Annotated in this window: 13 protein-coding genes and 1 pseudogene; 8 read left to right on the forward strand and 6 right to left on the reverse strand. The window is 67.8% G+C overall.

Features of this window, described 5'->3' with window-relative positions:
- Nucleotides 1-152: 152 nt before the first annotated feature.
- Nucleotides 153-452: an SbtR family transcriptional regulator gene (locus AC5Y5E_RS26165; protein ID WP_499906191.1), complete on the reverse strand. Its 300-nt coding sequence runs from the start codon at nt 450-452 to the stop codon at nt 153-155.
- Between the two features lie 6 nt (nt 453-458).
- Here AC5Y5E_RS26165 and AC5Y5E_RS26170 point away from each other — a divergent pair, with 6 nt between their 5' ends.
- Nucleotides 459-788 carry a hypothetical protein gene (locus tag AC5Y5E_RS26170; RefSeq protein WP_499906193.1) on the forward strand — a complete coding sequence of 110 codons (330 nt, stop codon included), beginning with the start codon at nt 459-461 and terminating at the stop codon, nt 786-788.
- A gap of 192 nt (nt 789-980) precedes the next feature.
- Nucleotides 981-3,212: a molybdopterin-dependent oxidoreductase gene (locus AC5Y5E_RS26175; protein ID WP_499906194.1), complete on the forward strand. Its 2,232-nt coding sequence runs from the start codon at nt 981-983 to the stop codon at nt 3,210-3,212.
- A gap of 35 nt (nt 3,213-3,247) precedes the next feature.
- On the opposite strand, the gene AC5Y5E_RS26180 is transcribed toward AC5Y5E_RS26175, so the two are convergent.
- Nucleotides 3,248-3,871, reverse strand: a complete 624-nt coding sequence (locus AC5Y5E_RS26180) for a TetR/AcrR family transcriptional regulator (protein WP_499906196.1) — start codon at nt 3,869-3,871, stop codon at nt 3,248-3,250.
- A gap of 107 nt (nt 3,872-3,978) precedes the next feature.
- Here AC5Y5E_RS26180 and AC5Y5E_RS26185 point away from each other — a divergent pair, with 107 nt between their 5' ends.
- Complete coding sequence (locus tag AC5Y5E_RS26185) at nt 3,979-4,842, forward strand: SAM-dependent methyltransferase (protein ID WP_499906198.1); 864 nt, start codon at nt 3,979-3,981, stop codon at nt 4,840-4,842.
- Nucleotides 4,843-4,870: 28 nt separating this feature from the next.
- Complete coding sequence (locus AC5Y5E_RS26190; protein WP_499906200.1) at nt 4,871-5,158, forward strand: hypothetical protein; 288 nt, start codon at nt 4,871-4,873, stop codon at nt 5,156-5,158.
- A gap of 12 nt (nt 5,159-5,170) precedes the next feature.
- Here the strand turns inward: AC5Y5E_RS26190 and AC5Y5E_RS26195 are convergent, their stop codons facing one another.
- From AC5Y5E_RS26195 to AC5Y5E_RS26205, 3 genes and pseudogenes are all read right to left on the reverse strand, one after another.
- Nucleotides 5,171-5,836, reverse strand: coding sequence for a nitroreductase family protein (locus tag AC5Y5E_RS26195; protein ID WP_499906201.1), 666 nt, complete (start codon nt 5,834-5,836; stop codon nt 5,171-5,173).
- A gap of 23 nt (nt 5,837-5,859) precedes the next feature.
- Nucleotides 5,860-6,573 (reverse strand): annotated as a pseudogene (locus tag AC5Y5E_RS26200) (2OG-Fe(II) oxygenase).
- Nucleotides 6,573-7,085 (reverse strand): methylated-DNA--[protein]-cysteine S-methyltransferase, encoded by a 513-nt coding sequence (locus tag AC5Y5E_RS26205; protein ID WP_499906203.1) that lies wholly within the window; start codon nt 7,083-7,085, stop codon nt 6,573-6,575. The pseudogene AC5Y5E_RS26200 and the gene AC5Y5E_RS26205 overlap by 1 nt, the downstream one beginning before the upstream one ends.
- A gap of 146 nt (nt 7,086-7,231) precedes the next feature.
- On the opposite strand from AC5Y5E_RS26205, the gene AC5Y5E_RS26210 reads away from it, so the two are divergent.
- Nucleotides 7,232-7,738 (forward strand): RNA polymerase sigma factor, encoded by a 507-nt coding sequence (locus AC5Y5E_RS26210; protein WP_499906205.1) that lies wholly within the window; start codon nt 7,232-7,234, stop codon nt 7,736-7,738.
- Nucleotides 7,735-8,358: a methylated-DNA--[protein]-cysteine S-methyltransferase gene (locus AC5Y5E_RS26215; protein ID WP_499906207.1), complete on the forward strand. Its 624-nt coding sequence runs from the start codon at nt 7,735-7,737 to the stop codon at nt 8,356-8,358. The genes AC5Y5E_RS26210 and AC5Y5E_RS26215 overlap by 4 nt, the downstream gene beginning before the upstream one ends.
- Nucleotides 8,359-8,407: 49 nt before the next feature.
- On the opposite strand, the gene AC5Y5E_RS26220 is transcribed toward AC5Y5E_RS26215, so the two are convergent.
- Nucleotides 8,408-9,736, reverse strand: a complete 1,329-nt coding sequence (locus AC5Y5E_RS26220; protein ID WP_499906413.1) for an aldehyde dehydrogenase family protein — start codon at nt 9,734-9,736, stop codon at nt 8,408-8,410.
- Between the two features lie 110 nt (nt 9,737-9,846).
- Here AC5Y5E_RS26220 and AC5Y5E_RS26225 point away from each other — a divergent pair, with 110 nt between their 5' ends.
- Together AC5Y5E_RS26225 and AC5Y5E_RS26230 are read left to right on the forward strand one after the other, a co-directional pair.
- Entirely contained in the window at nt 9,847-10,776 is a 930-nt protein-coding gene (locus AC5Y5E_RS26225; protein WP_499906209.1) for an alpha/beta hydrolase, read from the forward strand.
- Between the two features lie 59 nt (nt 10,777-10,835).
- The gene (locus tag AC5Y5E_RS26230; RefSeq protein ID WP_499906415.1) at nt 10,836-11,450 is read left to right on the forward strand and encodes a TetR family transcriptional regulator; all 615 of its coding nucleotides are present in this window, start codon (nt 10,836-10,838) and stop codon (nt 11,448-11,450) included.
- Nucleotides 11,451-11,452 lie beyond the last annotated feature (2 nt).

Genomic DNA, 11,452 nt, shown 5'->3' on the forward strand with positions numbered 1-11,452 from the left:
GCAGATATCCCCGAAATGGTTCAATGGCCAGGAAATTCACAGGAGAACCCGCGCTTCGCGAGACTTCGGTAAAGCCGCCGAGTGATCGCATAGGCGCTCGTTACGCGAGCGCTCAACAGCCCGGCCGTGATCCGTTACTGCGATGCGAACGATCACTGGGCACGGCCTGCCTGACCATCGTCTTCCACGGCGGGGCGGAGCCCGCGCAGCACGGTGTCGAGGTGTCGTCGCCAGAGGTCGTCAGCACCACCGGCAGCGGAGATGCCGCGTAGGGCCCAAATGGTCGCCGTCACGTCTGCGGATGTCACGTCTCGCCGGATCGCCCCGGATCGCTGGCCGCGCGCGAGCAGGGCGGCCGACTGCTGCCGGAGTTCCTCGACGAGGGCCTTTGGTGCGAGGTCGCCCCATCGGTAGGCCGACAACCCGCTCTTGCGAACGAGTTCGGCGCCCACGGTGCAGTGGTGCAACCGGCAACATCCAAGCCGAGCGCGTCGGCGGCTTCCCCGGCGCCGCAGGCCGGGGCATCCCAACCTGCAGCCGCGGGCGAACGGCTGGACGGGAGTTCATGTGTCGAAATCACGCAGGCGAACGTCGATCTAGCCACGGCGACCAACGCCGACGCCGCCCGCAAGGCCGGGGACGCTTTCGAGAAATACGACCTGCCCGCGCCGGTCAAGGAGGCCGTAGAGCATTTTGTCGGCACGCGCGGTGCACAGTTCGATGACCCGCAGTACGACAAGTACAACAACGCCATCGAAGGCTGGATCAAACAGGTTTGTCCGCTCTAGAACCAACTGAATTCCTTTGGGGCAGTCTCGTAAATGCCTCACACGCTTGCGTGGATATCGCAAGGTGGAACGCGAAATCCACGCGGCGCTGTTGCGGCTGTTGACTGCGATCTGACGGGCATGCCGATCGCATCACGCGGGTCTTAGCAACCCAAGGTTTACGTGCCGGTACCGCCGGTGGAAAATGCGGGGATGGCTGATACCCGGACCGCCCTGAGGATCTGTCCCTTCTGCGAGGCCACCTGCGGCCTGACGCTGACGATCTCCGAGGGCCGGGTGACCGCCGCCCGCGGCGATCGCGATGACGTCTTCAGCGCGGGTTTCATCTGCCCGAAGGGCGCGAGCTTCGGCGAACTCGACAACGACCCAGACCGGTTGACCAAGCCCCTAATCCGGCGCGACGGCGTACTGACCGAGGCCACCTGGGACGAGGCGTATGCCGTCGTCGCGGAGCGCCTGGGCGAGGTGATCCGCGAGCATGGCGGCTCGTCCGTCGGCGTGTACTTCGGCAATCCCAACGCGCACACCGTCGCGGGCAGCCTTTACGCGCCGCTGGTCATCCGTGCGCTGGGCACCCGGCAGATCTACAGCGCGAGCACACTCGACCAGATGCCGAAGCACGTCGCGCTCGGCCTGATGTTCGGCAGCCCTGTGGCATTCACGGTGCCGGATCTCGACCGTACCGACTATCTGGTCATCATCGGCGCAAATCCCTTGGTGTCCAACGGCAGTGTGACCACCGCCGCCGACTTCCCCGGAAAGCTGCGGGCGTTGCGCAAACGCGGCGGCAAGCTCGTCGTCATCGATCCGGCCCGCACGCGCACGGCCGACCTGGCTGACCGCCACCTCGCACCGCGGCCCGGCACCGACGCCGCATTATTGTTCGCCATCGTGCACGTGCTGTTCGAAAAGGGCCTCGTCGAACCGGACCTTGGAGGAATCGCTGAGCACGTCAACGGTGTCGACGAGGTCCGCATGCTGGCCGATGAATTCTCACCGGAGGCCGTCGCTCTTCACTGCGGCGTGTCGGCCGAGGAGATCCGCACCTTGGCGTGCGAGATCGCGGCGGCACCCACGGCCGCCGTGTATGGCCGAATCGGTACCTCCACAGTGGAATTCGGCACGGTCGCCAGCTGGTTGATCGACGTGATCAACGTCCTGACCGGAAACCTCGACCGGCCGGGCGGGGTGATGTTCCCGCTCGGCGCGACGGCCGCCGCTCCCCGTCCCGCCAAGCCGGGCCGAGGATTTAAGACCGGACGCTGGCACAGCCGAGTCTCGGGCTACCCCGAAGCCCTGTCCGAATTTCCCGCCGCCGCGCTCGCCGAGGAGATCGAAACGCCAGGCGAGGGTCAGATCAAGGCGATGATCACGATCGCCGGCAACCCGGTGCTGTCGGCCCCGGACGGCGATCGGCTCGACCGCGCTCTCGACGGCCTCGGCTTCATGCTCAGCATCGACCCCTACCTCAACGAGACCACCCGTCACGCCGACGTCATCCTGCCGCCGCCCCCGCCCGCACAGGGCGCACACTACGACTTCGCGCTCAACAACCTCGCGGTCCGCAACAACGTGCGCTACTCGCCGCCCGCTCTGCCGCTGGACGCACGGCCCGGCGAGCCGGAGATCCTGGCGCGCATCGCGTTGATCTTGTACGGGCTGGGATGGGACGGCGATGTCAGCCTGGTTGACGATCAGGTGATTGCGATGACGTTGGCCAAGGAGACCGCCGACCCCGACTCACCAGTCGCCGGCCGCGCGGTTTACGAATTGACCGCTCTGCTTGTCCGGGGCGCCGGTTATGAACGACGCCTGGACATGATGCTTCGGGTTGGGCCCTACGGCGACGCGTTCGGCGCCAACCCCGACGGCCTCACCCTGCAGCGGCTCAAGGCCGCGCCGCACGGCATCGACCTGGGGCCGCTGCAGCCTCGGCTGCCCGGGGTGCTCCGGACACCAACGGGGCGAGTCGAACTCGCGCCCGAGCCGCTGGTCGCCGACGTGGGGCGACTGCGTGACTCCGTCGGCCGGGTAGAAGACCGGTTCATGCTGATCGGCAGGCGCCATCTGCGCTCCAATAACAGCTGGATGCACAACGTGCCCGCGCTATCCGGCGGCACCAACCGCTGCACTTTGCAGATCCACCCCGCCGACGCCGCCGATCTCGGGCTCACCGACATGGCCGTCATCAAGGGGCCTGGCGGCGAGCTCCTGGCCCCGGTCGAGATGACCGACGGTATGCGGCGCGGTGTGGTCTCGCTGCCTCACGGATGGGGCCACGATCGCGGCGGCACCGGTCAGGAGCTCGCGGCCAGCCACCCGGGTGTCAACGTCAATCAACTCAACGACGGCACTCATCTGGACGCGCTGTCGGGCACCGCTGTGCTCAACGGCATCCCGGTCGACATCGCACCCGCCGGCTGAGGGTATCGACCAAATCGCCGCGGCTTAAGGGCCGCCTAGCAATCCGTATGCCACTCCCCTCGCGTGGCCGTTTGGGGCAGTTTCGTCAGTGCCTCAAACGCTTCCGTGAAGATTGCGGCGATGGCGCGGTCGTCGGCGGTGGCGATCGGCTCCTTGTCGAGGAGTGCCCGCAGCACGCCGATTCCGAGGAGCAGGGCGACGACCATGTCAGCACGAAGTCGTGGCTCGTTCGACTTGATTCTGCGGGAAAGGTTGCGCGTGAGCCCGGTTTCGAGCTGTTCGTTGAGGCGCGCGACGACGGCGGGGTCGCCGCTGGAGCGCAGCAGCGCGAACAACGGGGCGTCGACGTCACGGCGAGCGCGCAGCACGCGTTCGATCAGGGCGGCGGCCACCACATCGTCGGCCGCACGCCGCACCGCGTCAACGTTGTCGGAGACATCGGTGGCTTCGGCGAAAAGCTGCTCCTTCGAACCGAAATACCGCTTGATGAGCATCACGTCGACACCGGCCTGGGCCGCGATCGATCGCAGCGACGTTGCCCGATACCCGTGGCGCAGGAACTGTTCTCGTGCCGCCGCCAGCAGGCGCGCCTGGGTGGCAGCGGCGTTTCGCCGCGGCGGGTTCGCATCCGGGCCGTCGTGGTCGACCGTGGGCTTCATCGTGCCTCCGTCCGAAATTTATCTACAACTGTAGACATACGGCACCCCGCCGGTCTAGACTCGGTTATGTCTACAATTGTAGACAATTGCGTCAGGAGTGGGATTCTATGACCGAGCAAGCGCAAACGCATTCGGCCCCAACCGGCATCGGGGCGACTTCTATTGGCGTGGCGATGCTGCGTGCCCGCGAAAGCGCGCGCACCGACCGGTTATTCGACGATCCGTATGCCCGCGCGTTCGTTGACCACGCCGATCGGCAGGGGTCCGTCTGGAACAGCGAGGGTGCGGCCCGGAATTTCTTCCAGCTGATGGCCGAGCAAGTCGCCGCGCGCACCAGGTTCTTCGATCAGGCGTTGCTCGAGGCCGCCCGCGCCGGTGCCACCCAGGTCGTCCTGCTCGCGTGCGGCATGGATAGCCGGGCGTTCCGTCTGACATGGCCGGCCGGCACCGAGGTCTACGAGGCCGATCAGTCCGAGGTGCTGGTCTTCAAGTCCGCTGTGCTGCAAGACCTCCGCGCACAGCCGCGCTGTCACCGTGTCGAAGTCGCAGTGGATTTGCGAACGGATTGGCCGGCACGGCTGATCGAGGCGGGCTTCGACCCCGGGAAGCGCACGGCCTGGCTCGCCGAGGGCATCCTCTACGCCCTCGAAGCCGATGCGGCCGATGCGTTCCTCGATCGGATCACCTCGTGCTCCGCTAGGGGAAGCACCATGGCGTTGGATCACAACGAGGATTCCCCACTGCTCCGCACCGCGCGAGCGGCGATCTCACCCGACCTCGTCTCGATGTGGAAGGGCGGCCCGTCCGGCGATCTGGGTGCCTGGTTGGATCGACGCGGCTGGCGCGCCGAAATCCGTGACATCGCACGGGTTGCCGCCGAATACGGCCGCCCCGTCCCGCCGGCATTCGATCCACGCACCGACGAAGCAAGCCACGCCTGGGTGCTAACCGCTCACAAGACCGCAAACTGAACGACACGCATAGTCAGGAGGATTCATCATGACCGGAATTATGCTCGTCAAACAGCGAGTCACCAGCGTAGAGCAGTGGAACACTGTGTTCCGCGATCCGGAGCTGGACACGGTGCGCCGCGAGCACGGCTTGGTGGTGACCGGTACGTACGTCGACGCCGACGGCGCCGACACCGTCATCGTTGTCATGGACATGCACGACGCGGACGCGGCGCGCCATTTCGCAACGTCGCCGGAACTGGCGGCGGCTCGCGAACGGGCCGGCGCGGTGGGGGCCCCCGATGGCGTCTGGTATGGGGCGCAACAGATCCGGTGAGTCGTGGTCGACCTAACTGGTGAATGGTTCCCCGCCGAAGCGCTCGCGGGTGGCGAACTCCGGTACCGGCCGTCGCCGCAGCTTCATCACCCGGCGAACCGGTTTACCCAGCGGGACCACCGCGGCGATGGCGTATGAGTCCGGCACGCCGAGAAGCTCTTTGACGCGCGGCTCCTCGGCGACGGCCATCGTGGTCAACACGCCGCCGTAGCCCTCGTTGCGCGCGGCCAGCAGCACGTTCCACACGAACGGGTAGACCGAGGCTCCGGGCACCACGCCGATGCGATCGAGGTTCTGATCGGTGGCGGCAACGACGGCGAGGTCCAGACAGATCACGAGCACCACCGGAGCGTCCCGAAGCGGGGCCGACATCTGCGCGGGCGGCGCCGTCGCCTCGATCGTCGACGTGTCGACGGCGGTCGGCTGCAACGGGTTCCACGGCGTCTCACCGTTGGCGAGTTGCGCGGTGTACCGGCGCGCTGCGGGAAGTCCGAGGTCGGCCAGTGCCGCCCGGGTGTCCTTGGCTCGCACCACGATGACGCGCACGCCCTGCCGATTGCCGCCGGAGGGCGCGAAGCGCGCGTTGTCGAGAATCCGTGCCAGCACGTCGTCGGGAAGCGGGTCGTCGGTGTATTCCCGCACGGCGGGCGTCGAGCGCATGACGTCGTAAAGGTCCATGCCCGCCATCGTGCCGCACGCGGTCAGGCGGCGTCGTGGAAGATCAACCCGAGCGTGCAACGGTGACCGGTGCGGACCACCGACACCCCGTGTCGCACGGGTGCGGCCGACCATCCCCGCGTCGAGCGGACGGGCCGCTCCCTGGTGGTGAAGATGTAGCCGTGCCCGTGCGGCAGTGTGGTGGCGGTTCCGCGCGACTGGGCTCAGGGCCGCTGCTCGACGAGCAGGAATTCGCCGCCGGTGTGCGCCACACCCGGCTCGTTGAGGTTGATGACGACCTGCAGCGGAAACACGAGGTCCCCGTACAGGTCTCGATGCAGCGCGTTCCAGTCGCCCGGGCCGTATTTGAGCAGCAACGCGGTGGGTTTGGTCTGGCCGGCGCGGTGGCACATGTCCAGCCATTCGTCGAGCGTCTCGGGCCAGGGCGGGTCGCGTTTCAGCTTCGTCCACCAGTCGCGGGCGATCGGCAATAACCGGGGGTAAATCGCCTGCTTCAGCTCGTCGATGGGGCTCGGGTAGGGCCGTTTGAAATAGCGGTACTCGCCTTCCCCATACCGGTGGCGTCCCATATCGACGGTGGCGCGAAAGAGGCTGTCGTCGGGGTATAGATCAAGCATCGCCGCGCACTCCCCGGGAGTGAGCAGCCGGGGAAGCAGTGCGCCGCCAACATCGTTCACATCGGCCGTGACCGCGTCCCAGTCCGCGGCGTTCACCCTCCGATCCCACTTCGACGGCATCAGAACAATCTGCCGGCCGCCGCGGGCACCGGCGTCTCCAGGTCTAGCAGGAATCGTTTGCGCTTCAAACCGCCAGCGTAACCCGTTAGCGCCCCATCCTTTCCGACGACGCGATGGCACGGGACGATGATGCTCAGCGGATTGCGCCCCGCCGCCTGACCCACTTCATAGGCCGTGTAGCCGTCGGCCAGCGTCGCGGCCAGCTCGCCGTAGGTGGTGGTCTCGCCGTAGCCGACGCCGGGCAACAGATCCCAGACTCGCCGCTGGCGCGGCTCGCCGCCCAGGTCGATCGCGACGTCGAACTGCGTGCGCTCGGCGTTGAAGTACTCGTTCAGCTGCTCGGCGGCGTCCCGGAAAAGGTCATCGGAAACCGGCTCCACGCACCGACCCAGAGAGTCAGCGGTTGGCGGGTGCCAATGATGCGGGAAAAACACGCCTGTGAGCGTGTCGCCGTCGGCGACCAGTGTCAGCTCACCAAGCGGGCTGTCGATCACCGCGTGTCGTGTGTGCATCGTTCAACCTCCTTTCCCGGTAGACGACCAGCGCCTCCAAGGCGTGAGATCGCACCTTGCGATGTGCAGCTGGGGCTCACATTCGGCGCCGCGCCGACGTCTTCACAATGAGAGTCGCGGATTGTCACGAAGGAAACGGCGCCAGGATGACTGTCGATCGGCACGTCAAACAGCCTTTCGAGGCGGTCGTGGCTCGACACGGCGCCACGGTGTGGCGGGTCGTTCGCGCGGTGATCGGCCACGTCGATGCCGACGACGCGTGGTCGGACACGTTCCTGGCCGCGTTGAAGGCCTACCCGCAGCTGCCGGCCGACGCAAACGTCGAAGCATGGCTGGTAACCATCGCACACCGGAAAGCCATCGACATCGTGCGCGGGGCCGCGCGGCGGGCCGACCCCGTCGCCGATCCCCCCGACTCCCCCGCTCGCGAGCGGGCCGACGCACGCGATCTCGACCTGGACGCCGCGGTGGGCGCGCTGCCACCCAAGCAGCGCCAGGCCGTCGCCTACCACTATCTGGCCGGCCTGCCCTACGCCGAGATCGCGGTGATTCTCGACAGCAGCGTCGACGCCGCCCGCCGGGCCGCCGCCGACGGCATCGCCACCCTCCGCCGCACCTATCCCCTCATCGATACGACAAGGAATCACCAATGACCACAACAGATCTCACCGAACACTACCCGGTCGACGGCGATCGGCTGCGGCGCCTACACGATCGCCTGGAAAGAGACGCCCAGGCCGGCGATCTGCTCGACATCGCCTACCGCACGGTGGACTCCGCCGTCGGGCCACTGCTGTTGGCGGCCACCCCCCTGGGACTGCTGCGGGTGGCGTTCGCCAACGAAGACCGCGACAGCGTGCTGCAGAACCTCTCGGAGCGCATCAGCCCGCGTGTGCTCGAATCGCGCCCGCGGCTGGATCCGATGGTGCAACAGCTCGACGAATACTTCACCGGCCGCCGTCACAGCTTTGACGTCGCGCTGGATTGGTCGCTTTCGCAGGGTTTTCGGCGCACCGTGCTGGAACACCTCAACGCCGACGTCGGCTACGGCGTCACCGCGAGCTACGCCGCCCTGGCCCGGCTGTCCGGCTCCCCCAAGGCCGTACGCGCCGTCGGCACCGCGTGCGCGACCAACCCGATCCCCATCTTCGTGCCGTGTCACCGGGTGATCCGTTCCGACGGTACCGTGGGCGCCTACCGCGGCGGCCCGGCCGCCAAGCGCGTCCTGCTCGACCTAGAGCGGAACCAACTCGGGCCGCGAAAACGCAACTAGCGAAACCCTTCTCGAGTGCAGGCGTCGGCAGTTGTACTCTCGTGGCGGATCAGAGCGGCGACCAGTGCACCACCTTCACGGTGGTCATCTCGTCGAGAAGCTCGGGACCGAAGCCGAACCCGGTGCCGCCGGCCCCGGGGGCACCGCCGAACACGTTGTTGATCTTGACGGTTCCCACCGGGAGGCTGCGCCACGCCTCCTGCGCGTGCGCCATGTCGCCGGTCAGCACCGTGGCGGCCAGGCCAAAGCGGTCGTCGGCGGCCTCGGCCAGTGCGGCGGCGAAGTCCGGCACCATTCGCACCGGCGCGATCGGACCGAACGTTTCCTCGCGCAGCACCAGCATGTCGGTCGTGCAGTCCGTCAGCACCGTCGGCGGATAGAACGAACCCGGCCCCGGCCGCGGTTCGCCGCCCGCCAGAAGGTGGGCACCGCACCGCACCGCGTCCTCGACGTGGGCGTGCACGTACTCGCGGTGGCGCTCGTCGACCAACGGCCCGATCCGATCGGCCCACGACAGGGCCTCGTCGACCAACGCATCGACGAACGCCTCGGCGATCGGCTGGACGACGTAGACCCTTTCCACCGACACGCAGATCTGACCGGCGTTGGCGAAGGCACCGAGCGCGGCCTGGCCGGCCGCCCACCGGGGGTCGACGTCCGCGTCGACGATGAGCGCGTCGTTTCCGCCGTTCTGCAGCAGCGCCTTGGCGCCGCGTTCCACGCATGCCCGGGCGATCTCCCGGCCGGTCGCGCTGCGGCCGACGTGCGCGACCATGTCGACGCGTTCCGATTCGGGCAATCGCGCACCGACGGTTTCGTCGCCGTCGACGATTTCCAGCACGCCGTCGGGCAACCGGGTGGCCAACAGCTCAGCGAACCGCCGGCCGGTCCGCGGGCAACGCTCGCTGGGCTTGTGGACCACGGTGTTTCCGGTGACGAGCGCCGCGCCGAGCAGACCGGCGGCCGCCGCGACGGGATCGTTCCACGGCGTCAACACCGCGACAACACCAAGCGGCTGCGCAACCATCAGATCGGTCGCCGACCATTCGCCCTGCAGGCTGCGCCCGCGATGCAACGGGCCGAGTTGGGCATACTGCAACAGCGTGGCCACTCCGGCCTGCACGCCGCCCCGGGCGTCGTCGCGCAGTTTTCCCGTTTCGCGCTCGTTCAGTTCGGCGAGTTCGTCTATGGCGCCGCGGACGTCGGCGGCGGCCGCCGCGATCGCCTCGGCGCGGTTGGCGGGCGCGGTGCGCGCCCAGTCGGTCGCGGCATCCGCCGCGCGCCCGACGGCGTCGTCGCAGTCCGACGGCTCCGTGATGGGAATTTGCGTCACTTGGTCGCCGGTGCGCGGGTCCAGAACGTTGATGACCTTGGTCATGGTCGAAGCCACGACCCCGTTTACCCTCTCGGCGCGCGGGCCAATCAGTTGATGACGATGGACGATATCGGCGTCGTGTATGGTCGGCGCACCGGAGCGGAGGGCACGCGATGGCAAACACACACGCCGGCAACGCCTTCACGTCGCGGCACGCGTTGGATCCCGGACTGCGCAAGGCGGCCCACTTCTTGCCGCGCGGATACGCCCTGCACCGCGGCTACCGGGTCCAGCGCGCGGTGATGAACCTGATGGGCAACGCGGGGCGGTTGCGGAGCGTCCCGGTGGCCGCGGTCGACGAGCACGTCACGGTTCGCCTGCACCTACCCGTCAGCCGTAGCCACCCGGCGGCGGCGATGCTGTGGATCCACGGCGGCGGCACGATCATGGGACACGCCGCCCAGGACGACAAGTTTCTGCGCAAGCTGTCGCATCTCACCGGTGTCGCGGTGGCCGCGGTGGAACACCGGCTGGCGCCGGAGCACCCCTATCCGATCCCGGTCGAGGACTGCTACGCGGCGCTGCGGTGGCTGGCGCACCAACCGTGGGTCGATCCGGACCGCGTCGCGGTCGGCGGGGCCAGTGCCGGTGGACATTTCGCGGCCGCGGTGGCACAGCGGGCGCACGATCGCGGCGACGTCAACGTCGCGTTCCAGATGCTGGTCTACCCGATGCTCGACGACCGCACCGGCGCCGATCACGACGGCCAGAAGCGCCTGATGTGGACCGAAACCGACAACCAGCTGGCGTGGCGGTGGTACCTCAACGGCGTGGATCCTCGAGAGGCGGCGCCCGCGCGTCGGGAAGATCTGTCGGGCCTGCCGCCGGCCTGGATCGGCGTCGGGACGCTGGACCTGTTCTATCGGGAGTGCGTGGACTACGCGCGGCGCCTGCGGGAGGCAGGCGTGCCCGTGCACGAAGAGATCGTTCCGGGCGCGTTTCATGCGTTCGACCAGATCGCGGACAAAGCGCCGATTTCGGTGAAATTCTTCGCCAGTCAGTGCGCTCACCTGCGTGAAGCCCTCGCCTCCCGGACTTCGTGACGGGCGTCGTCCGCGGCGATCCGGGTGCAAAGTTTGCGTATCGTGCAACTATGAGTGTCATGGGCAATTGCCACCCGATGGGTCTGCGCGAGCGGCGTCGCCGCCAGACGAGCGCGGACATCCGCGACGCCGCCGTGCGCCTGACCACCAACCGCGGTTTCGACAAGGTGACCATCGAGGAGATCTGCGTCGAGGCGGGAATCTCCACGCGGACGTTCTTCAACTACTTCCCCACCAAGGAATCCGCGATCGCCTACGGCCCCTCCGACATACCCGCCGAGCTGGCCGAAGATTTCGTCGCGGCCGGACCCGCCTCGTATCGGGTGGTCCTGGCGGAACTGATCACGCTGGCGGCGCACCATCTGCGCGACGTGCCCCCGCGACGCGAACAGGCGGTCGGCATGCTCGAGCTTGCCAAGACCAGCCCCGCAGTCATGGCCGCGTTCCTGGCCGAGCTGGAGCGGTTCCAGAACCAGCTGACCGACATCGTCGCCCGCCGGCAGGTGATGCGCCCGGACGACGAGATACCCGCGTTGATCGCCGCGCTGGCGCTGACGGCCGTGCGTTCGGGCATCGAACGCTGGGCCAGTGGCGAGCCGAAGGATTCAGACGACACGCCGATGCCGTACGTCGAAAGCGCTGCCGAGCTGGTCAACAGCATCTTCGCGACGTGACC

Source organism: Mycobacterium sp. NGS54 (assembly GCF_059812465.1).

What these genes read in the sequence shown, in the direction of transcription:
- AC5Y5E_RS26220 (WP_499906413.1), bottom strand. Translation starts at nt 9,736, where the DNA reads ATGACCAAGGTCATCAACGTTCTGGACCCGCGCACCGGCGACCAAGTG.
- AC5Y5E_RS26190 (WP_499906200.1), top strand. Translation starts at nt 4,871, where the DNA reads ATGACCGGAATTATGCTCGTCAAACAGCGAGTCACCAGCGTAGAGCAG.
- AC5Y5E_RS26230 (WP_499906415.1), top strand. Translation starts at nt 10,836, where the DNA reads ATGGGCAATTGCCACCCGATGGGTCTGCGCGAGCGGCGTCGCCGCCAG.
- AC5Y5E_RS26175 (WP_499906194.1), top strand. Translation starts at nt 981, where the DNA reads ATGGCTGATACCCGGACCGCCCTGAGGATCTGTCCCTTCTGCGAGGCC.
- AC5Y5E_RS26215 (WP_499906207.1), top strand. Translation starts at nt 7,735, where the DNA reads ATGACCACAACAGATCTCACCGAACACTACCCGGTCGACGGCGATCGG.
- AC5Y5E_RS26225 (WP_499906209.1), top strand. Translation starts at nt 9,847, where the DNA reads ATGGCAAACACACACGCCGGCAACGCCTTCACGTCGCGGCACGCGTTG.
- AC5Y5E_RS26205 (WP_499906203.1), bottom strand. Translation starts at nt 7,085, where the DNA reads ATGCACACACGACACGCGGTGATCGACAGCCCGCTTGGTGAGCTGACA.
- AC5Y5E_RS26185 (WP_499906198.1), top strand. Translation starts at nt 3,979, where the DNA reads ATGACCGAGCAAGCGCAAACGCATTCGGCCCCAACCGGCATCGGGGCG.
- AC5Y5E_RS26210 (WP_499906205.1), top strand. Translation starts at nt 7,232, where the DNA reads ATGACTGTCGATCGGCACGTCAAACAGCCTTTCGAGGCGGTCGTGGCT.
- AC5Y5E_RS26180 (WP_499906196.1), bottom strand. Translation starts at nt 3,871, where the DNA reads ATGAAGCCCACGGTCGACCACGACGGCCCGGATGCGAACCCGCCGCGG.
- AC5Y5E_RS26195 (WP_499906201.1), bottom strand. Translation starts at nt 5,836, where the DNA reads ATGGACCTTTACGACGTCATGCGCTCGACGCCCGCCGTGCGGGAATAC.